Genomic DNA, 19,442 nt, shown 5'->3' with positions numbered 1-19,442 from the left:
GGGCCGTGCGGTCAGCAGCAGCGGGACTGCGGCTCCTGTTCCAACTTCCGTGCCCGCTGCCGTTGGAACTCGCGCCGGGTGGGCGCCGGCAGTTCCGGATGGTTCCTGCGGTGGTGTACGCAGTGCCGTTCGTACGCCGTCTCACCGCTGACCTCGCGCAGGTACCAGAGCACCGTGCGGGCGCCGCGGGCGACGGCCCGCGCCGCGGCGGCGGCCCCGGACGTCACGGCCGAGCCCGTCACTCGCGGACCTCGACGAGTTCCTTCTCCTTCGTGGTGCTGATCCGTGAGGCCACGTAGGGCGTCTCGGTCGTCGGCGGCGGAGTGGGCGAGCGGACCGCCCGGACGCACACCACGGCCGCATTGACGATCACCGTGGCGACGAGGAGCACGAAGAGCACGATCAGCACGCCGTCCACGGTGGAGTTGAGGACGATGGTGTCCATGTCGTCCATGTTCTTCGCGGGCGCCAGCACCTTGCCCGCGTCGATGGCGTCGGCGAAGCGTTCCCGCTGGGCGAAGAAGCCCACCCGGGGGTCGTCGGAGAAGACCTTCTGCCAACTCGCGGTGAAGGTCACCGCGACCGTGAACGCCAGCGGCACCCCGGTCACCCACGCCCACCGCAGTCGCCCGGACTTGATCAACAAGGTGGTGGCCACGGTCAGCGCCACCGCGGCGAGCAGCTGGTTGGCGATGCCGAAGAGCGGGAAGAGCTGGTTGATCCCGCCGAGCGGATCGGTCGCCCCCGCGTACAGGAAGTACCCCCAGCCGGCGACGACCAGGGCGCTCGCCAGCCAGATGCCCGGCTTCCACTGCACCCGGCCCATCGGCTTCCACACGTTGCCCAGCATGTCCTGGAGCATGAACCGTCCCACCCGGGTGCCGGCGTCCACGGTCGTCAGGATGAACAGCGCCTCGAACATGATGGCGAAGTGGTACCAGAACGCCTTCATGCCGTCGCCGCCGATGACGTCGGAGAAGATCTGCGACATGCCGACGGCGAGCGTCGGCGCCCCTCCGGTGCGGGCGACGAGCGTGCTCTCCTCGACGTCCTTCGCCGCGGCGGCCAGGTCCTCGGGGGAGATCGTGAACCCGAGGTTGGCGACGGCGGCCGACGCCGATTCGACCGTGTTGCCGAGGACGCCGGCCGGGGCGTTCATCGCGTAGTACAGCCCGGGGTCGAGCACGGCGGCGGCGATCAGGGCCATCACGGCGACGAACGACTCCATGAGCATCGCCCCGTAGCCGATCATCCGCACCTGCGACTCCTTCTCGATCAGCTTCGGGGTGGTCCCGGAGGAGACGAGGGAGTGGAAGCCGGAGAGGGCGCCGCAGGCGATGGTGATGAAGAGGAACGGGAAGAGCGACCCCGCGAACACCGGGCCCGAGCCGCTGGAGGCGAACGAGGTGACCGCGTCGGCCTTGAGCACGGGCGTCGCGAACACCACGCCGAGCGCGAGCAGCGCGATCGTGCCGATCTTCATGAAGGTGGAGAGGTAGTCGCGGGGCGCGAGCAGCATCCACACCGGCAGCACCGAGGCGACGAAGCCGTACGCCACCAGACAGAACACCAGGGTCTTCGGGCTCAGCGTGAAGGCGCCGGCCAGCGAGGACTCCTGGATCCAGCCGCCGCCGACGATCGCCAGCAACAGCAGCGCGACACCGATGAGACTGGTCTCCAACACCCGGCCGGGACGCAGGATGTGCAGGTAGAAGCCCATGAAGAGGGCGATCGGGATCGTCATCGCCACGGAGAAGGTGCCCCAGGGCGACTCGGCGAGGGCGTTGACGACGACCAGCGCCAGCACCGCCAGCAAAATGATCATGATGGCGAAGACGGCGATCAGGGCGGCGGTCCCGCCGACCTTCCCGATCTCCTCACGGGCCATCTGACCGAGGCTCTTGCCGTTGCGCCGCATGGACAGGAACAGCACCACCATGTCCTGCACCGCGCCGGCGAAGATCACGCCGAAGACGATCCAGAGCGTGCCGGGCAGATAGCCCATCTGCATCGCCAGCACCGGTCCCACCAGCGGGCCGGCGCCGGCGATCGCGGCGAAGTGGTGCCCGAGCAGCACCCGGCGGTCCGTCGGCTGGTAGTCGACGCCGTCCTCCAGCCGCTCCGCCGGAGTGGCCCGGGTGTCGTCGGGCTTGAGCACCCGGGTGACGATGAAGCGCGCGTAGAAGCGGTAGGCGATGGCGTACGAACCGAGGGCTGCGGCGACCAGCCAGACGGCGGAGATCTCCTCGCCGCGGGCGAGCGCCAACACCCCCCAACAGATCGCGCCGACGAGCGCGACGGCGGACCACAGGAGGATCGACTTGGGATTGGCCCGCAATGCGGATACGGGGGACCGGGACACACAAACTCCTTGAGCGGTCTGACGTTTCGACGGATGAACGGACGACTGGTGGTGTCGTGGAGCGGATTCGGACCTTCGGGGCTTTCGACGGATGAACGTGCGCAAGGGGACGGCCCGGTGCCGGACGGCGCGACGGCGTCAGGACTCGGGGCGGCGCGGACGGGTCAGCCGGTAGGCGACGAACAGGGCCAGGCTGCACCCGGGCACCCAGGCCAACTGGTACCAGTAGAAGAACGGCACTCCCGCGAGCCGCGGGCGCTCCGTCGCGTACCAGGGCACCCACAACAGCGCGACGAGCGGCGCGAGCAGGAGGACTCCGGCCGCCACCCGACGGGTGCGCGACACGGCCACCGGACCGTCCTGCCCCGTACCCCGCACGCTTGCTGTCACAGAACCTCCGCACATGTCCGATCCCGGCCGGACGATCGCCCCCCGACCTCCCGGCGAACACTCGGTGTTGTCGCCGGTCTGTGGAAGAGTTGCCGGTCGCCGCGGTTTGGTTGACACGGGACGTCGGGTGGATTTCCTCAGGTCGTCAGGGCGCGGGACGGACCGTCGGCGCCCGGTGCGCCGAAGGCCCCACCGATGACGGACCGCGCGTGCCGACCGGCACCGCCGAAGACCGCACCGCGGATGGTGACCGATGCCCGATGGGGCCGTAGCCACGGCGTTCCTCGCCGTCATCGGCGCCGCGTCCCTGCTGGCGGCGTCCGCCCGACGCTTCCGCAGCACCGACAGGCTGCCGTCGCTGGAGGGCTGGGCGCTCGCCGACCGGAGCCTGGGCGCCGGCTGGATCTGGCTGCTGCTCGGCGGCACGGTCTTCACCGCGTACACCTTCACCGCCGTCCCCGGCCTCGCCTACGGCAACGGCGCGCTCGCCTTCTTCGCCGTGCCGTACACCGTGATCGTCTGCCCGATGGCCTTCGTGCTGCTGCCCCGGCTGTGGTCGGCGGTCACCGCGGGCGGCCACGTCACCGTCGCCGACTACGTCCGGGAGCGGTACGACTCCCCGGGCCTGGCGCTCGCCGTCGCCCTCACCGGCATCCTCGCCACCATGCCGTACCTCGCGCTGCAACTCCTCGGCATCCGCGCCGTCCTGGAGGCCGTCGGCGTCATCGACGCCTCGCCGGTCGTCGCCGACCTCGCGATGGTCGCCCTCTTCGCCGGCCTGGCGATCGCCACCTACCGGCACGGGCTGCGCGCCCCGGCCGTGATCTCCGCCTTCAAGGGCGTCGCGGTCTTCGCCTCCGTGTTCGCCCTCGTCTGGCTGGTGCTGGACGTCTTCGGCGGTCCCGGCGGGGTCTTCGACGCGGCGGCGGCCAGACTGAGCGCCCACGACCACCGGGGGGCCCACCCCCTGGTCCTCGAAGCGGACCAGCAGCCGGCCTTCGCCTCGCTGGCCGTCGGCTCGGCGCTCGCCCTGCTGATGTACCCGCACGTGCTCACGGTCGCCTTCGCCGCGTCGGGGCGCACCGCACTGCGCAAGGCGTCCGTGGCGCTGCCCGCCTGGACGGCCGTGCTCGCACTCTTCGGGCTGCTCGGCATCGCCGCGATCGCCGTGGGCGTCCGCACCGCGCCCCAGGGCGCCGAGTCCGCCGTACCGCTGCTGGTCGACCAGTTGATGAGCGCCCCGCTGGCGGGACTCGTCTTCGGGGCGATCACGGTGGGCGCCCTGGTGCCGGCCGCGGTGATGTCGGTGGCGGCGGCCACCTCGTTCGTCCGCAACGTGTACGTGGAGTACGTGCACCCCACGGCGACGCCCAAACGACAGGTCCGCATCGCCAAGGTCGTCTCGCTGACGGCGAAGCTGGGCGCGATCGCCTTCGTCTTCGGGCTGCGCGACCAGGCGGCCGTCAACCTCCAACTGCTCGGCGGCGTCTGGATCCTCCAGATCCTGCCCGCCGTGGCCATCGGCCTCTACACCCGGCTGCTGCACCCGCGCGCCCTGCTCGGGGGATGGGCCGCGGGCATGGCGTTCGGTACGGTCGTGGTCGTCAGGGAGGGCTTCTCGCCCGTGGTGTCCTTCGTTCCCGTCGGGGCGGGCGGCCAGGGCCCGGAGGTGTACGCGGGACTCGTGGCGCTGCTGCTCAACCTCGCCGTGGCCGGAGCGGGCACGGCCCTGCTGCGCCGCAGGGGCGCGTCGCGGGGCCGCGGCGCCGGCGCACCGCACCACCGCCCCGGACCCAGGCCCCGCCCCGAAACCGGAACGAGTACGCCATGAGACGCAGCCCGCGCGCCCTGCGCTCCCCGGTCGTGACGCTCCGACACCACCGCACCGCAGCCGCAGCCGCGACCGACGCCGCCGGTGACGAGGAGCGGCCTGCGGTCGACCACATCGTCGACAGCGGTGTCGAGGGCGCGGACGGCGAGCGCGAGGCCGCCCTCGCCCGCCTCTTCGAAGCCCACTACACCTCGATGCTCCGCCTCGCCGCGCTCCTCGGTGCGGACGACCCGGAGAACATCGTCGCCGAGGCGTACTACGAGATCTACCGCAAGTGGCGCAAGCTGCGCGACGTCGACCGGGCGGAGGCGTACCTGCGCTCGGTGGTCTGCAACCTCACCCGGATGCGGATACGCCATCTCCAGATCGTCCGCAAGCACGCCGAGGCGCCCTCCGTGGAGCCCGCCGCCTCCGCCGAGTACACGGCGCTGCTCCACGACGACCAGCAGGCCCTGATCCACGCGCTCCAACGCCTGCCCGCCCGTCAGCGCGAAGCGCTCGTCCTGCGACACTGGATGGGTCTGAAGGAGGGTGAGATAGCCAAGGCCATGGGGATCTCGGCCGGTAGCGTCAAGACCCACACCGCGCGCGGTCTCGCCGCTCTGACCCAGATGATGGAGGGCCGCCGATGAGTTCCGACAACGCCGGGGCCACCGGCCCGGCGTCCGCACCGGTGCAGACCGAGGAGCGGCTGCGCGAGGCGATGGCCGCCCTCGCGGGCCACGTCCACCCGGCACCCGACGCGTACCGCACCGCGCGGGGGGAGTGGCGCCGCCGCGAGCGGCGCCGACGGCTGGTCCTGGGCGCCTTGATCGCCGTGGTCTTCGCGCTGGCGACCCTCGCGGGCCTGTGGGTGCTGAACTCCGCGCCCGCCACCTCCCCGGGCGTCTTCGACGGCGAGCGGATGCCCGCCCCCTCCGCGCCCCCGGGCGGCTGAGGCGTCGTCGACCCCACCGGATCGGGCACGGGATGTCGGGTCCGGCACAGTGGTTCCTTCCTACGGTGGTGGGCGAAGAGGAAGGGGACCGGGGTGCTGGACCGGCTGAACGAAGCCATGGAGCGCATCGAGGAGCGCCTGGCCGGGACCGTCGACGCGGCCGAACTCGCGGCCGTCGCGATGACCTCGGAGCACCACTTCCGACGGCTGTTCTCCGCATTGGCCGGGATGCCGCTGTCGGAGTACGTACGACGCCGCCGGCTCACGGTCGCCGGCGCCGAGGTGGTCACCGGGCGCCGGACGCTGCTGGACATCGCGACGGACCACGGATACGGCTCGGGCGAGAGCTTCGCCCGGGCGTTCCGGGCCTTCCACGGGGTGGGACCGGGCGAGGCCCGGCGCACCGGCGCCGCCCTGTGCTCCCAGTCACGGCTCTCCTTCCGCCTCACCGTGGAAGGGAGCAGCACCATGCGGTACCGCGTCGTCGAGAAGGGCGCCTTCGCGGTCGTCGGCAAGAAGACCCGGGCCCCCTTGGTCCACGTGGGCGTGAACCCGGCCCTGGCGACGTTCGTCCGGGGGATCGACCGGGGCGTGCTCGACCGCATCGCCGAGCTGGGCGACCAGGAGCCGGCGGGGGTGGTCGGGGTGACCGACGACCTCGACCCCAGCAGGGCCGAGGGCACCGCATTCACCTACTACCACGGGGTGGTGACCTCGGCCTCGCCGCCCGACGACCTGGACCGGCTCACCGTCCCTGCCGGAACCTGGGCCGTGTTCGCGTACTCCGGGGCGTTCCCGGAGGCGCTCCAGTACCTGTGGCGGGACGTCTTCACGCAGTGGTTCCCCGCCAATCCGTACCGCACCAGGCCCGGCCCGGAGCTGCTGCGCGTCGAGCTGTCCGACGACGGGCGGCAGGCGGAGGCGGAGCTGTGGGTCCCGGTCGAGGCCGACGGCGCGGGCGTCAGAGGATGGTGACCACTGCGGTCACGCTCCCGTCCGACTCGGAGATGTCGATGAGCCGCACCCCGCTGTCCGTACCGGCGTGCGAGAGCGAGCTGGGCGACGTGGCCTCGGTGAGCGCGGTGTTGCTGGAGCTGCCCGGGAAGGGGTCGCCGGCGTCGCCGCCGTTGCGGTCGCCCTCCAGGTCGCGCAGGGCGTCCGCCTGGAGGAGCGCCACCTTGTAGCCGCTCTTCTCGTCGGCGTTGCCGTCGCGGCCCTCGTTGATGTGCCACACCAGCAGCCCGGCCGCGGGCAGGGACATGTCGTACCCGCTGCGCTGCCGGTTCTCCACCAGGAAGTACTCGCCGCCCTCGCACCCCTCCTTCCAGAGGCGGTGGACGGTGCGGCTGGACTTGACGTCGTCGAAGGTGACGCTGCCGCTGCCGGCCACCAGGGTGGCCTCCGCCCACCCCTGCTGCACCTTGCACCAAGCGGAGGGGTGGACGGGCACGTCCCCGTCGCCGCCCCACGAACCGCCGGACATCAGGCACCATTCGCCCACGCCCTCCGACGAGCCGTCGGTGTCGTACAGGTCGGGGAAGCCGAACAGCAGATGACCCAACTCGTGCGCGCACACGCCGATCCTCGCGTCCTCCGGGATCGTCAGGTACGCGTACACCTTCGTGCCGTCGGTGACGTGTGCCTTCGGCAGCACCCACTTGTGTGACCACAGGTCGCTACGGCTGCCGCTGGTCTCGCCGCCGGTGCCGGCGTGCACCACGATGAAGGCGTCGACGAAGCCGTTGCCGTCGTTGTCGTACGGGCCGAAGTCGATGGCCCCGTCCGCAGCGAGCGCGGCGTCGCGCGCCATGACCGGGGCGCGCGCGGTGCCGCTCGGCGTGCCCACGCCGCAGTTGTCGTTGGCGTACCAGGCGAGCGGCTGCGGCAGCCGCAGCGGGCCGACGACCTCGCCGACGATGTCGACCAGACCGTGCGTCACCTCGCGGAAGTACTCGCGGACGCTGCCGTTCGGCAGCACGCCGAGGGAGAAGAACAGTTCCTCGAAGCGCTGCTTCGTGGCCTCCATCGGCTTGTCGGAGAAGTCCGCCAGGACCACGGCCACCCGCACCTCGCCGCGCAGCGGCTTGCGGTCGCCGGCCGCCGTCATCACGGTGAACTGCGGGGTGCCGGGCGGGAAGTCGTCGGCCGGGATGATCGTGCCGTCGTCGTAGCCGGGCGGTCGGGTGCCCGGTGCGACCGAGGGCTGGGCCGCCAGCGTCTGCACCCGGTCGCCGGGGCCCTCCTGTTCGGCGACGAGCCGTCGGCGCAGCGCGGGGCTCGCGGCGACGGCGCAGAAGTCGGACCACCCGGCCCGTGCGCGGTCGGCTGGTCGATGTGGACGGTCCGGTCGAATGTGCTGCGGCAAGGTGTACCCCCCGATGGGCCGTCGGTGCCGTGGTTCCGCAAGCATCGTAAGGACTGCGCCACTCGCGGCGCGAAGTGTTCGCCCGGAGTGTCCGGGTCCGACGCGGTACGCACCGTGGTTCCCACGGCGTTTCCCCCGCGCCCTCGCAGCGATTCCCGGGCGGTCCCACGGCGAAAGGGCGTGGACCGGTGTACGGTCCACGCCCCACGCGGTGACCCTCAGGTCACGGTCCTTCCGCTACGACGGCCCGCCGTGTCAGGGGCGACCTCCGCGCACCACCGCGACCGGGCAGTGCGAGTGGTGCAGCAGCGCCTGGCTGACCGAGCCCAGCAGCAGGCCCGCGAATCCGCCGCGGCCCCGCGCACCCATGACCACCAACTGGGCGTCCTCGCTGGCCTCGATCAGCGCCTGCCGGACCCGGTCGTGCACCAGCCGCCGGTGCACCGTGACGTCCGGGTACTTGTCCTGCCAGCCCGAGAGCGCCTCGGACAGCAGCCGCTCCTCCGTGTCCCGGAGCCGGTCGATGCCGTCGACCAGGTTGCTGGGATGCCCCGGGTCGTCGCCGCCGCGCTCGGTCCAGGTGTTCCACGCGTGCAGCGCGACGAGTTCGGCGCCCCGCAGCGACGCTTCCACGAAGGCGAACCCGACCGCCTCGTCCGCCTCCGGCGAGCCGTCCACCGCGATCAGCACCGGACCGGTGGGCTCCGCCTCGCCGCGCACCACCAGCACCGGACAGCGGCCGTGGGCGGCCAGGTGTACCGCGGTGGAGCCCACCAGCAGGCCGACGAACCCGCCCATGCCGCGGCTGCCGACGACCACGAGCGACGCCTCGCGCGACAGGGCCTCCAGCACGGTCAGCGACTCACCGGTCACCAGGTCCTGGGTGACCTCGACGTCCGGCTCGCTCTGCCGCGCCCGCTCCACGGCGTCCCGCAGATAGCGCTCGGCCAGATTGCGCAGCCCGCCCTCGCGGGGGCCCACCGGCGACGGCTCCAGGTTCACGTGCATCTTCGGCCAGATGAACGCATGCACCACACGGAGCCCCACACCGCGCAGCCGCGCCTCGCGCGCCGCCACCTCCACAGCCGTGAGGCTCGACTCCGAGCCGTCCACTCCGACCACGACCGGACCGTTCATCACAGCACTCCCATCTACGTGCTCGCGCAGCACTGTCTGCCTCCAGTCTCAGCCCGCCGCCCGGGGCCCGCCATGGGTCGAACGGCCATGATCGGCGGGCCGAACTGCCCTGATGGCCGTCGGTGACCGGCCAGGTGCGCTCGGTGGGCTGCCGCCGGGCGCGTCAGGTGTTCGCGGGCGACTCGTCGGGGAAGACCTTGGTGACGACCGCGCCGTCCTCGGTCAGATAGCCGTGCAGCATGCCCGGGCTGCTGTGCGGGGCATCGAAGTCGCCGTTCGGGCCGAGCGCGATCACCCCGCCGTCCCCGCCGAGCGCCGGCAGGCGCTTGACGAGCACCTCGTAGGCCGCGGACGCCAGTGGCAGTCGGGCGAACTCCATGAGGTTGGAGATCGTCGAGGTCGCCGCGCCCCGGATGAAGACCTCGCCCGCACCGGTGGCGCTCGCGGCGAGCGTGCCGTTCTTCGCGTACGTACCGGCGCCGATGACGGGGGAGTCGCCGATCCTGCCGGGCAGCTTGTTGGTGAGGCCGCCGGTCGAGGTGGCCGCAGCGAGGTCGCCCCGGCCGTCGAGGGCCACGGCGCCCACCGTGCCCTTGGACTGCTCGTCGGCCAGGGCCTCGGGCGTCTTGGCGGCCGTCTTGGAGCCGCTGGCCGTTTCCTTCGCGCGGATCAGGGCGTCCCAGCGGGCCTGGGTCCAGTAGTAGTCCTGGGTGACGGTCGCCAGGCCGTGCTGTTGGCCGAAGTCGTCCGCGCCCTCGCCGGAGAGCATGACGTGCCGGGACTTCTCCATCACCAGCCGGGCGCCCTCGACCGGATTGCGCAGGTTGCGCACCCCGGCGACGGCCCCCGCCGCGAGGTCCGAGCCGCGCATGACGGAGGCGTCCAACTCGTGGGAGGCGTCGGCGGTGAACACCGCGCCCTTGCCCGCGTTGAACAAGGGATCGTCCTCCAACACCTTCACCGCGGCCTCCACCGCGTCCAGGCTCGTGCCGCGGCGGTCGAGGACCTTCTGCCCGGCGCGCAGGGCACGGGCGAGCCCGTCGCGGTACGCCTTCTCGCGCGCGGGCGTGGTCGTCTCCCGGTCCAGGGCGGCGCCCGCGCCGCCGTGCACGGCGAGCACGACGTCACGGGCGTCCGGCCGGGGCTTGGTGGTGCCGGGCTCGCCCTGCACGGCTCGGCCCTGCGCCGTCTTGGACTGCTCGGCCGTGTCGGGCCCAGGCCCATCCTGCTCGGCAGCGACCGGCACCGCCGAGGACGGCGCCGCCGCACCACCCGCGCCCGGTACGGCGACGAGGGCGGCGGTCACCGTGACCGCGAGCAGCGAGGGCAGGATCCAGGCCGGGGTGCGACTGCTGGGCATGGGGCGCTCCTTGTCACGGGGTGCGCGTACCGCCTCGGTGGCTGCGCACCGACTGAGTTGGTGCGCCCGACTGTACTGTCATGCCCATGCCTTGATCGAGAGTGCCGGGGCCGCTGGATGCGGCCCGCCGTGGTTCAGACCTCGACCATCACCTGGTCCAGCGACTTGCGCACCAGATCGGGCACCTGGCAGTCCGGCGCCGGGTAGCCGACCGGGATCACCGCGAACGCCTTCTCGTTCGCCGGCCGGCCGAGGACCTCGGAGAGGAAGCGCATCGGGCTCGGGGTGTGGATGAGGGCGGCGAGCCCGGCGAGGTGGAGGGCGCTCAGGAGCATGCCGACCGCTATGCCGACCGACTCGTCCACGTAGTAGTGCTTGCGCTTGCTGCCGTCACCGCCGAGCCAGTAACGCTGCTGGAAGACGACGATGAGCGCCGGGGCGTCCGTGAGGTGCGGCTTGACCTCGTCGGTGCCGAGCGGGCGCAGCGCCGCCAGCCACTCGTCGCCGAGCCGCCCGTCGTAGGAGATCTGCTCTTCCTCCTCCGCCGCCTGACGGATGCGCCGCCGGATGTCGGCGTCCCGGACCAGGACGAAGGTCCAGGGCTGTTGGTGGGCGCCGGACGGCGCGGTCGCGGCACAGGCGATGGCGTCCCTGACCACCTGGAGCGGTACGGGGTCGGGGGCGAACTGGCGCACCGTGCGCCGCTCGTCCATCCGGGCCCGCAGCTCGGCCGCGCGTGCCAGGGACTCGTCCTGGGGCATGCGCTCGGGCCGATAGGGGACGGGGCGGTAGGGCTCGCCGTGGGTGGGGGTCCAACGCTCGGTCGTCGTGGGCATGCCCGAGAGTGTGCCGCCTTCCGCCCGCCGGCGGCAGGGGGTGCGCCCTGATTTCCGGATGCTCATGTCCGCAGTCCGGACAGCAGGCGGTCCAAGGCCCGTTCGGCGTCGGTGAGCGCGCTCGGGGCGGTCGAGCGCGCCAGCCAGATCGCCGTCTCGTTCATCGCCCCGGACAGCAGTCTGGCCAGCGGCGCCACCGGCTGCTCCGTGATGACGCCCGCGGCCACCAGGGACTCCAGCGCCTCCGCCAGATGCCGGGCCGACGCGTCGTCGTCCATGGCGCGCCACTCGTCCCAGCCCAGCACCGTGGGCGCGTCCACCAGCACGATGCGGCGGACGGCCGGATCGGCACCCGCCGCGAGGAAGGCGCGGCAGCCGGCCCGCAGCTGCTCCCAGGGATCGGCGTGCGCATCGGCCGCCGCCGCGACCCGCTCGCCCAACTCGCTCTGTACCTCGGCGACCACGGCCCGGAAGAGCCCTGCCTTGCTGGCGAAGTGGTGGTACGCGGCGCCCTTGGTGACGCCGACGGCCGCCGCCACGTCGGCGAGCACGACGTCGTGATACCCGTCGGCGGCGAAGCGGCGCCGCCCTTCCGTGAGCAGCGCCCGTCGCGTAGCCGCCCGCTGGTCAGCCCGGCTGGTCGCCATGTCCGTACCGCCCTTCCCTTTTCGCATACCCCGGGTATGCTAACCCCATGCTTCACATACCTTGGGTATGTGAAAGGGGTGCGCCAGCGTCCCCTCCATCACGACGAAGGGACCCGTCATGACCAGCAAGCTCGGTGGCTTCTACCCGGTGATCTGCGCCAGCGACGTCGCCGCATCGCGCGACTTCTACACCCGCCACTTCGGCTTCGAGGTCACCTTCGAAGCCGACTGGTACGTGAGCCTGCGCCGTCCAGACGCCCCGCAGTACGAACTCGCCCTGCTCGACCCCACCCACGCCAGCGTCCCGGAAGGGCACCGCACCCCGATCCAGGGCGGGCTCCTGCTGAACTTCGAGGTCGACGACGTGGACGCGGAGCACCGGCGCCTGGTCGGCGCGGCGCAATGGCCGGAGCTGCTGCCGCTGCGGACCGAGGAGTTCGGGCAGCGCCACTTCATCGTCGCCGGGCCGGACGGGGTGATGATCGACGTCATCACGGTCGTCCCGGCGACCGAGGAGTACGCCGAGCAGTACGCCGAGGGGCACGCCCCCTAGGGTCCAGCTGCTCGGGGACCGTCAGGGGCAGAGCGCCGTGTTCACGACGGCGAGCAGGGCGTTGGTGGCCCCTTCGGTGCGCGGGGTCTCATTGACGACGACCGTCACCTGCCGTCCGTCCGGTGCCGCGGCGCTGATGGTGTGGTGGCCGGCGCGGGTGCCTCCGGTGTGCCCGGTGAAACGGCCGCCGCACGGCAGCGGGCCGGTGATCAGGCCGAGTCCGTACCGGCCTTCGGGGCCGAGTCGGTTCGGGTCTCCGGCGACGGTCGTCCGCATCTCGGCCAGCCGTTCGGGACTCAGCAGCCGGCCGCCGAACAGGGCGGCGAAGAAGGCGTTCACATCGGCCGCCGTGGAGACGAGCGCACCGCCGGCACCGCCCGCCGACGTGTTCCACGTCGTGCCGTCCACCCGGACCGATGCGCCGTCGGCGCCGCCCTCTCGGACCGTGAAGTAACTGCGCGAGTGCGGACCCCGGATGGTGGGGGAGGAGCCCGGCCAATAGGTGTCGTCCAACCTCAGCGGCTCGATGACCCTACGGGTGACCTCCGCCTCCGCGGGGCGGCCGGTGACCTCCTCGATGACCAGGCCGACCAGGACGTAGTTGGTGGTCGAGTAGTGCCACGGCGATGTCGGACGCGGCTCGCGCAGCGCCAGTTCCACCAACTCCCGCGGGGCGAAGTGGTGGCGGCGCAGCCAGGAGACGGCGGCGTCGGCAAGGGCGTCACTGTGGTCCGGCAGTCCGCTGGTGTGCTGGAGCAGCTGCCGTACGGTGATGGCGCGCCCGTCGTACCCGTGGCCGCGCACCAGGCCCGGCAGGTATCGCTCCACGGACGCGTCGAGCGACAGCAGCCCTTCGTCGGTCAACTGGAGGGCGGTCGCCGCGGTGAACGTCTTGGTGATGCTGCCGATGCGGTACCGGTCGGTGGCGTTCATCGCCCGGCCAGTCCGCAGGTCGGCCTGCCCACTGGCCGCCGACCACCGCTTGCCGTGCGGGTCTGTCACCAGGGCTGCCGCTCCCGCGAGGTCGTGACGCCCGGTCAGCTCGTCCAGGCTGCGCTGGAGCGAGGTGCGGCTGCTCTCCGTGCGCGTCGACGGGTCGGAGGTGGGGGCCGTGGAGGCGAGGAGGGCGGCGAAGGCGAGGAGCAGTGCGGAGGGCATGACCGAAAGGCTAGGAGCGGCGCCGCCGCCAGGCGCGCCGGCTACCTCCCCCATCTGCGGTGGAGCCGGCTCCACCCCGGGCCCGCTAGGACGGCGAACCGGTCAGCCGCTGCCACAGGGCGCTGAGGTGTGCGTCGAGCACCCCGAGCGCTTCGTCGTGGGTGAGGTGGTCGATGAGGACGTGGGCGGTGAGGCCGTCCGCGAGGGCCAACAGGGTGCGGGCCTCGCGCTGCGCATCGACGTCCGCACCGCCGCCGGCGTCCGCGCCGCCCTCGGCGATGAGATGGGTGAACACCTCCTCCAGCGCTGCGTAGTTCGTCCGCAGCGTGCGGGTCAGCTCCGGACTGACGGCCGCCTGGGCGACGAAGGCCAGCCACACCCGTGCCTCGGCGCGGTGCACCGGGTCGAGCAGGGACACCTCCGTCGCCGCATGCCCGAGTGCGCTCGCCGCCGACTGAGCGGGCGCGCGCACCACCCGCGCGCGCACGCGTTCCCCGATCCGCTCGCCGACGTGGTCGAGGGTGAAGGCCAGCATCTCGTCCTTGGTGCTGAAGCAGCGCTGGACGGCCCCCATCGACACCCGGGCGCGCGCCGCGACGTCCCGCAGGGTCACGCCCTCCAGGCCGCGCTCGTCGGCGAGCCGGCAGACGGCCTCCGCAATCAGTCGACGTCGGCCCTCGTGGTCCACCTGCCGGGGCATGTCGCCACCTTCCTCACCGGTCGTACGCGTGCACGCGGACCCCCGCCGTGCCTACGGGCACTTTATTCGATGCGGCTGCATCGATACGTGGACTACAGTTTCGATGCAAACGCATCGGAACGTGGGAGTGGGTCGAGTACATGACCGAGCAGATGCAGGACGCCCCGTGGAAGCTGTCCGCCGCCGCCCAGGCGCAGGCCGTACGCCGGGGAGAGGTGAGCGCCGTCGAACTCGTCGACAGCCATCTGGCGCGGATCGCGGAGGTCAACCCGCGGATGAACGCGGTCACCCAGCTCCTCGCCGAACGTGCCCGCGAGGCCGCGGCGGCAACCGATCGACGCCGCACCGCGGGCGAGGAGTTGGGCCCCCTGGCGGGCGTGCCCTTCACGGTGAAGGAGTCGACGCCCGTCGAGGGCGTTCCGACCACCTTCGGGGTCCCGCGCTTTCGCGATCTGGTGGCGGCGGCGGACGCCCTGCCCGTGGCGCGGCTGCGCGCGGCCGGCGCCGTCCCGATCGGGCACAGCAACATGCCCACCCTGGTCCTGGCGGGCGTGCACTCCCGCAGCGAACTGTTCGGCGACACCCGGAACCCCTGGGACGGCCGGCGCACCCCCGGCGGCAGCAGCGGGGGCGACGGGGTCGCCGTGGCCACCGGCATGGCGGCGCTCGGGCTCGGCAGCGACGCCGGGGGGTCGGTGCGCATCCCCGCCCAGTTCTGCGGGGTGGCCGCGCTGAAGCCGTCCACCGGCCGTTTCCCGGCCGACCAGCGCGTACTCAGCTCCGACGACGTCGGTCCCGCGTCGCAACTGCTCGTCACCGACGGCCCGCTGGCGCGCCGCGTCGGCGACCTGAAGCTCGCGTACGACGTCCTGGCCGGGACCGACCCCCGGGACCCACGGGCGGTGCCCGTGCCGCGCTACGGCGAACCGCTGCCCGGACCCGTCCGCGTCGCGGTCGTACCGGACCCCGGCGGTCACGGCGTGCACCCGTCCGTGCGGGCGGCGGTGGAGCGGGCCGCCGAGGCCCTACAGGACGCGGGGTACGCCGTGTGCGACGTGCCGGACGTGCCGCGGCTCGACGAGGCGCTCGACGCGTACGGCCGCATCACCGTCACCGAGTTCGCCCCCGCGTGGCCCGCGGTGCGCACCCTGCTCGGCGCGGGCGGTGACCGCTACCTCTCCTACGCGATGGAGCGCACACCACCCGCGAGCGGCGACGAACTGGTGGCGCTCATGGGCACCTGGCTGGGCATCCGGCGCTCCTGGGCCGAGTTCCTCGACACGTATCCGCTCGTGCTCGGCCCGGTCTTCACGGAGCCCCCGTTCGAACCGGGCCTGGAGTCGCGCGACCGGGCGGGCCGCGAACGGGTCGCCTCGGGGATGCGCCTGTGCACGGCCACCAGCTTCGTGGGCGTACCGGCCGTGGCCGTGCCGACGGGGGTGGCCGACGGGCTCCCCACCGGGGTGCAGATCGTGGGACGAGCCTTCCGGGAAGACCTGTGTCTGGCCGCGGCCCAGGCGATCGAGGACCGCGCGGGGGTGCTCACCCCGATCGACCCGGTCGACGCACCGCACCCCTGAGCAGGCCCTAGCCTCGGGGCGCCTTCGTCGCGGGCGGCGGTGCGCAGGCGTCGTCGCGATCGGCGAAGGCGGAAGGCTCGTAGTGCAGCGCCTTCGGCACGCCGGCGTCGATCGCTTCGACCGCCTCGCCGATGCCGGCGAACAGCTCCGGCACCACCGGGACCAGGCAATTGCCGCGCCCGAACAGCACCCGCCCGGGGCCGTCCACCTCCATGCCCACCACGTCGGCGAAGGGCAGGTGGTGCACGTGCCCGCGACCGTCGCGGCTCCACACCGCGTCGCCGGTGAGCACCAACCGGGCCGTACGGGCCTCCGGAAAGCGCAGCCGGTCGAACATCGACGGCCTGAAGTGCTTGCCTCCGGCGGGGAGTTCCCCGCCGCGGGGGTGGGCGCAGCCGCCCTCGGTGAGCGGGGCCCCGTCGAGCTGCGCCAACTCCACCTCGACGTCCTCGGGAACGACCAACAGCGCCGTGGCCAGCGCCGCCGCGAACGCCTGCCGCGCGCTGTCCGGGGTCACCTCGGCGAGCGCGGCGAGACGCGTCGCCGCGTCCTCGTACGGGATGTCGGAGAGCAGGCACGCGCCCGCTTGGCCGAGCTCCGCCGGGGTCGCCCGGGGGTCGAGCCACGCCTCGCGGAATCCGGCGATCTCCTCGGAGAGCTCCGCATCGGTGACCCCTTCGGAAGCCAGCCGCAGGGCCTCGCGCCACAGGATCTCCGCGACCCGTCGCTGCTGTCCGGCGCGGGCGTCGACGACCACGGTGAACTCGCCCCGACCGCCCCCGCTGTGCATGCGCGCACCGTCGACGTCGTACGACAGCCCCTCCTGGTGGCGCAGCACCTGCCTCAGCCGCTCCTGGAGCACGGCGTGCGCCGCGGTCAGCGCCGCGTCGTCCAGGTCCGCGTGCAGTCCCAGACCCGGACCGGGCACGTTCGCCGAGAGCCAGTGGGGACCGGACGACATCACCGGTTGGGCGTCACCGCGCTCGGGCCGCTTGCCCTGCGGCAGGGGCAACCGCAGGGCGGGCGGCGGCGGTCCGGTGAGCAGGAGGACGGCGTTGCCCGCGTGGAAGGACCGGGCGACGGTCTCGCGTACGGCCTCGACGGGGATGCGGTCCGGACCGGGTCCGTCCCACGAGACGAGCCCCGCACCCACCGTGCCGTAACGCGCGGACAGCAACTCCGCGGTGACCGGGTCGGTCACCCCGCTGGCTTCGGCGGCCAACACTCCCGCTTCGCGCTCGATCCGATCGACGGGAAGCGCGCCGAGGGCCTTGCAGACCGCGGCGAGGAAGTCGGCGACCTGCTCGTCGGTGCCGGAGACGGTGAAGTCGGTGAGGTTGAGCGAGACGGAGGCGTTGTGTTCGTGGTGCAGCCTCGGCAGCGTGCTCATCGCGAGGTGTTCGACGAGGTGGGTGACCCCGATGGTGCGGAACGACTCGTCGCGCGCGCCGTGCCCGAAGACCAGGGCGGCTTCGAGCGGCCCGGGCGCCGCTGACCACAGGACGGGCACCCCGTCGATCACATCGTGTTGCATGGCCCGAGCATATGGTCCTTTTCTGTTGTGGTGTGCACGGGTGCGGAGCACGACCGTTACGACGGCGGCGCCGGAGGCGACGGCGGGGGTTCGGCGCGATGGTCCGCGATGGTCGAGGCTCCCGGCCGCCCGGATCAGTCGGCCGCGGCGGGGAGTCGGACCGTCGCCGTCAGCCCCCCTTCGGGATGGGGCGTGAGGATGAGTTCGCCGTGGTGCGCCGTGGTGATGGCGGCCACGATGGCCAGCCCGAGGCCGTGCCCCCGCCTGCCGGCGCTGGGCCCCGTGCCGGACGTGCGGCCCTCGCCGCGGAGGAAGGGCTCGGTGAAGGTGGCAACGGCTTCGGGGCGCAGCACCGAACCCGTGTTGCTGACGGTGATGTCGACGTGTCCTGGTGCGGTGGGGGAGGGGCCCGCCGTGAGCTCCAGGCGGCCGTCGTTCGGGAGGTTGTGCCGGATGGCGTTGTGCAGCAGATTCACCGTGAGCTGCTGCAACAGGACGTCATTGGCGGTCACGGAGACCGGGTGGACGGTGGCGTGCACGGCGATGGAGCGGGCGGCGGCCTCGGGGCGGACGACATCGAGTGCTTCGGTGACGGTCTCGGACAGGTCCAACGGGGCCAACTCGGGCGGGGTGTGTCCCAGCGCGGAGAGCTGCAACAGGGCGTTCACGATCTCGATGCCGCGCTGGTTGGTCTCGTACAGCCGGGACACCAACTGGGGGTAGTCCTGGCCGTCGGGGTCCGCTCGGGCGACGTCGAGTAGGGCCCGGTTGACGGCGAGTGGCGTGCGGAGTTCGTGGGAGGCGTTGGCGGCGAAGCGTTGTTGCGCCTCGAAGGACTGCTGGAGGCGGTCGAGCATGTGGTCGAACGCGTCGGACAGATGGGTGAACTCATCTCGGGGGCCGGCGAGTCCGACGCGGTGGTCCAGCGAACCCTCGGCCGCCTGGAGCGCGGCGTCCGTGATGTCCTGGAGCGGTTGCAGCACGCGTCCGGCGATGAACCAACCGCCCACGAGTCCGACGACGGCGAGCGAGAACAGCGCGAAACCGGAGATCCGCAGGAGCGCATCGAGGATCTCCTCGCGGGACGGCACCCGGTCGTTGTCACGGGGATTGGCCGCGGTCAGCGGATAGTTGGGCACGAACCGCATCACGACGTAGACGACGAAGAGCGTGGTCGCGGCCGTGATGACGACGAAGAGGGCGTAGCTGAGGGTCAGGCGCAGGCGCGCGGTCAGCCGCCGCGGGCGCCCCTTGACCAGCGCCTCGCTCGTGGTCGGATCCAGCGCTGTGCTCACTGGTGCGCCTCCTGGCCGGGCTCCTCCATGCGGTAGCCGACGCCGGGCACGGTGTGGATGGCGGGCGGGTCGCCCAGGCGCTTGCGCAAGGTGGAGATGGTGATCCGCACCGCGTTGGTGAAGGGGTCGGTGTGCTCGTCCCAGGCGCGCTCCAGCAGCGTCTCCGCGCTGACGACCCCGCCCCGCGCCGTCATCAACACCTCCAGCACGGCGAACTGCTTGCGCGTCAGACTGATGTAGCGCCCGTCCCGGAACACCTCTCGACGGAACAGATCAAGCCGAATCCCGGCGTGTTCCAGGACAGGTGGAGTGCTCTCCCGAGGCCGGCGGGCGAGCGAGCGCAGCCGGACCACCAACTCCTCCAGGTCGAAGGGTTTGGTGAGGTAGTCGTCCGCGCCGAGCTCGAATCCGGCGACCTTCTCCTGGAGGCGGCTCGCGGCCGTGAGCATCAGCACGCGACAGCCGAGCTGCCGCTCGACGATGGAACGGCACACGTCGTCCCCGTGCGTCCCGGGAATGTCGCGGTCCAGGACGACGACGTCATACGCGTGGACGTCGAGCATTTCCAACGCCTGGTCGCCGTCCTCGGCGATATCCGCGGCGATGGCCGCGAGCCGCAGTCCCGACTGCACCGCCTCGGCGAGATATGGCTCGTCCTCGACAATGAGCACCCGCATGCGATCCCTTTCCCGTCCCCAGTACATTTCCCGCACCATCGACCCCCATGACATCACGCAGGCCATATCGCGAACGTATC

19 protein-coding genes are annotated in these 19,442 nt (G+C 72.3%); 6 read left to right on the top strand and 13 right to left on the bottom strand.

Annotated elements, in window-relative coordinates; genetic code table 11:
* Window positions 1-11: 11 nt before the first annotated feature.
* The 3 genes from AB0E05_RS22795 to AB0E05_RS22785 form a co-directional block, all read right to left on the bottom strand.
* Window positions 12-242: a YbdD/YjiX family protein gene (locus tag AB0E05_RS22795; protein WP_361966301.1), complete on the bottom strand. Its 231-nt coding sequence runs from the start codon at window positions 240-242 to the stop codon at window positions 12-14.
* Window positions 239-2,362: a carbon starvation CstA family protein gene (locus AB0E05_RS22790; RefSeq protein WP_361966299.1), complete on the bottom strand. Its 2,124-nt coding sequence runs from the start codon at window positions 2,360-2,362 to the stop codon at window positions 239-241. The genes AB0E05_RS22795 and AB0E05_RS22790 overlap by 4 nt, the downstream gene beginning before the upstream one ends.
* A 138-nt stretch (window positions 2,363-2,500) precedes the next feature.
* Window positions 2,501-2,752: a DUF3311 domain-containing protein gene (locus AB0E05_RS22785; protein ID WP_361966297.1), complete on the bottom strand. Its 252-nt coding sequence runs from the start codon at window positions 2,750-2,752 to the stop codon at window positions 2,501-2,503.
* Between the two features lie 253 nt (window positions 2,753-3,005).
* Between AB0E05_RS22785 and AB0E05_RS22780 the strand changes: the two genes are divergently transcribed.
* The 4 genes from AB0E05_RS22780 (at window position 3,006) to AB0E05_RS22765 (ending at window position 6,495) form a co-directional block, all read left to right on the top strand.
* The gene (locus AB0E05_RS22780) at window positions 3,006-4,583 is read left to right on the top strand and encodes a sodium:solute symporter family protein (protein ID WP_361966295.1); all 1,578 of its coding nucleotides are present in this window, start codon (window positions 3,006-3,008) and stop codon (window positions 4,581-4,583) included.
* A complete protein-coding gene (locus AB0E05_RS22775; RefSeq protein WP_361966293.1) occupies window positions 4,580-5,215 on the top strand; it encodes a sigma-70 family RNA polymerase sigma factor in 636 nt (211 codons plus the stop codon). Before AB0E05_RS22780 ends, AB0E05_RS22775 begins: the two co-directional genes overlap by 4 nt.
* The gene (locus AB0E05_RS22770; protein ID WP_361966291.1) at window positions 5,212-5,520 is read left to right on the top strand and encodes a hypothetical protein; all 309 of its coding nucleotides are present in this window, start codon (window positions 5,212-5,214) and stop codon (window positions 5,518-5,520) included. The genes AB0E05_RS22775 and AB0E05_RS22770 overlap by 4 nt, the downstream gene beginning before the upstream one ends.
* Before the next feature lie 93 nt (window positions 5,521-5,613).
* On the top strand, window positions 5,614-6,495 hold the full coding sequence (locus AB0E05_RS22765; protein ID WP_361966289.1) for an AraC family transcriptional regulator: 882 nt from the start codon (window positions 5,614-5,616) through the stop codon (window positions 6,493-6,495).
* Here AB0E05_RS22765 and AB0E05_RS22760 read toward each other — a convergent pair.
* The 5 genes from AB0E05_RS22760 to AB0E05_RS22740 all read right to left on the bottom strand — a co-directional run bounded on the left by AB0E05_RS22760 (window position 6,482) and on the right by AB0E05_RS22740 (window position 11,892).
* Window positions 6,482-7,885 (bottom strand): M6 family metalloprotease domain-containing protein, encoded by a 1,404-nt coding sequence (locus AB0E05_RS22760; RefSeq protein ID WP_361966287.1) that lies wholly within the window; start codon window positions 7,883-7,885, stop codon window positions 6,482-6,484. The genes AB0E05_RS22765 and AB0E05_RS22760 overlap by 14 nt on opposite strands.
* Before the next feature lie 255 nt (window positions 7,886-8,140).
* Complete coding sequence (locus AB0E05_RS22755; protein ID WP_361966285.1) at window positions 8,141-9,022, bottom strand: universal stress protein; 882 nt, start codon at window positions 9,020-9,022, stop codon at window positions 8,141-8,143.
* Between the two features lie 163 nt (window positions 9,023-9,185).
* The gene (locus AB0E05_RS22750; RefSeq protein ID WP_361966283.1) at window positions 9,186-10,382 is read right to left on the bottom strand and encodes an isoaspartyl peptidase/L-asparaginase; all 1,197 of its coding nucleotides are present in this window, start codon (window positions 10,380-10,382) and stop codon (window positions 9,186-9,188) included.
* Between the two features lie 134 nt (window positions 10,383-10,516).
* A complete protein-coding gene (locus tag AB0E05_RS22745; protein WP_361966281.1) occupies window positions 10,517-11,218 on the bottom strand; it encodes a nitroreductase family protein in 702 nt (233 codons plus the stop codon).
* Window positions 11,219-11,280: 62 nt separating this feature from the next.
* The gene (locus AB0E05_RS22740) at window positions 11,281-11,892 is read right to left on the bottom strand and encodes a TetR/AcrR family transcriptional regulator (RefSeq protein WP_361966279.1); all 612 of its coding nucleotides are present in this window, start codon (window positions 11,890-11,892) and stop codon (window positions 11,281-11,283) included.
* Window positions 11,893-11,983: 91 nt separating this feature from the next.
* Between AB0E05_RS22740 and AB0E05_RS22735 the strand changes: the two genes are divergently transcribed.
* Window positions 11,984-12,418: a VOC family protein gene (locus tag AB0E05_RS22735; protein WP_361966277.1), complete on the top strand. Its 435-nt coding sequence runs from the start codon at window positions 11,984-11,986 to the stop codon at window positions 12,416-12,418.
* A 21-nt stretch (window positions 12,419-12,439) separates the two neighbouring features.
* On the opposite strand, the gene AB0E05_RS22730 is transcribed toward AB0E05_RS22735, so the two are convergent.
* Both AB0E05_RS22730 and AB0E05_RS22725 read right to left on the bottom strand, forming a co-directional pair.
* Window positions 12,440-13,576 carry a serine hydrolase domain-containing protein gene (locus AB0E05_RS22730; RefSeq protein ID WP_361966275.1) on the bottom strand — a complete coding sequence of 379 codons (1,137 nt, stop codon included), beginning with the start codon at window positions 13,574-13,576 and terminating at the stop codon, window positions 12,440-12,442.
* Between the two features lie 85 nt (window positions 13,577-13,661).
* On the bottom strand, window positions 13,662-14,276 hold the full coding sequence (locus tag AB0E05_RS22725; RefSeq protein ID WP_361966273.1) for a TetR/AcrR family transcriptional regulator: 615 nt from the start codon (window positions 14,274-14,276) through the stop codon (window positions 13,662-13,664).
* 152 nt (window positions 14,277-14,428) lie between these two features.
* On the opposite strand from AB0E05_RS22725, the gene AB0E05_RS22720 reads away from it, so the two are divergent.
* Entirely contained in the window at window positions 14,429-15,856 is a 1,428-nt protein-coding gene (locus AB0E05_RS22720; protein WP_361966485.1) for an amidase, read from the top strand.
* A 7-nt stretch (window positions 15,857-15,863) separates the two neighbouring features.
* On the opposite strand, the gene AB0E05_RS22715 is transcribed toward AB0E05_RS22720, so the two are convergent.
* The 3 genes from AB0E05_RS22715 to AB0E05_RS22705 form a co-directional block, all read right to left on the bottom strand.
* Window positions 15,864-17,390, bottom strand: a complete 1,527-nt coding sequence (locus AB0E05_RS22715; protein ID WP_361966270.1) for an insulinase family protein — start codon at window positions 17,388-17,390, stop codon at window positions 15,864-15,866.
* Between the two features lie 134 nt (window positions 17,391-17,524).
* The gene (locus AB0E05_RS22710) at window positions 17,525-18,685 is read right to left on the bottom strand and encodes a HAMP domain-containing sensor histidine kinase (RefSeq protein ID WP_361966268.1); all 1,161 of its coding nucleotides are present in this window, start codon (window positions 18,683-18,685) and stop codon (window positions 17,525-17,527) included.
* Window positions 18,682-19,362 (bottom strand): response regulator transcription factor, encoded by a 681-nt coding sequence (locus tag AB0E05_RS22705; protein ID WP_361966265.1) that lies wholly within the window; start codon window positions 19,360-19,362, stop codon window positions 18,682-18,684. Before AB0E05_RS22705 ends, AB0E05_RS22710 begins: the two co-directional genes overlap by 4 nt.
* Window positions 19,363-19,442 lie beyond the last annotated feature (80 nt).

The sequence above is a fragment of the Streptomyces sp. NPDC048057 genome, assembly GCF_040653095.1.
Lineage (GTDB): Bacteria > Actinomycetota > Actinomycetes > Streptomycetales > Streptomycetaceae > Streptomyces.
Note: the sequence above shows the minus strand (reverse complement) of the source record. Positions and strands in the feature narration are given on the sequence as shown.

Coding starts and splice junctions, on each gene's coding strand:
- AB0E05_RS22740 (WP_361966279.1), bottom strand. CDS start 11,892: ATGCGAAAAGGGAAGGGCGGTACGGACATGGCGACCAGCCGGGCTGAC.
- AB0E05_RS22720 (WP_361966485.1), top strand. CDS start 14,429: ATGCAGGACGCCCCGTGGAAGCTGTCCGCCGCCGCCCAGGCGCAGGCC.
- AB0E05_RS22775 (WP_361966293.1), top strand. CDS start 4,580: ATGAGACGCAGCCCGCGCGCCCTGCGCTCCCCGGTCGTGACGCTCCGA.
- AB0E05_RS22750 (WP_361966283.1), bottom strand. CDS start 10,382: ATGCCCAGCAGTCGCACCCCGGCCTGGATCCTGCCCTCGCTGCTCGCG.
- AB0E05_RS22745 (WP_361966281.1), bottom strand. CDS start 11,218: ATGCCCACGACGACCGAGCGTTGGACCCCCACCCACGGCGAGCCCTAC.
- AB0E05_RS22715 (WP_361966270.1), bottom strand. CDS start 17,390: ATGCAACACGATGTGATCGACGGGGTGCCCGTCCTGTGGTCAGCGGCG.
- AB0E05_RS22735 (WP_361966277.1), top strand. CDS start 11,984: ATGACCAGCAAGCTCGGTGGCTTCTACCCGGTGATCTGCGCCAGCGAC.
- AB0E05_RS22770 (WP_361966291.1), top strand. CDS start 5,212: ATGAGTTCCGACAACGCCGGGGCCACCGGCCCGGCGTCCGCACCGGTG.
- AB0E05_RS22755 (WP_361966285.1), bottom strand. CDS start 9,022: ATGAACGGTCCGGTCGTGGTCGGAGTGGACGGCTCGGAGTCGAGCCTC.
- AB0E05_RS22705 (WP_361966265.1), bottom strand. CDS start 19,362: ATGCGGGTGCTCATTGTCGAGGACGAGCCATATCTCGCCGAGGCGGTG.
- AB0E05_RS22780 (WP_361966295.1), top strand. CDS start 3,006: ATGCCCGATGGGGCCGTAGCCACGGCGTTCCTCGCCGTCATCGGCGCC.
- AB0E05_RS22725 (WP_361966273.1), bottom strand. CDS start 14,276: ATGCCCCGGCAGGTGGACCACGAGGGCCGACGTCGACTGATTGCGGAG.
- AB0E05_RS22730 (WP_361966275.1), bottom strand. CDS start 13,576: ATGCCCTCCGCACTGCTCCTCGCCTTCGCCGCCCTCCTCGCCTCCACG.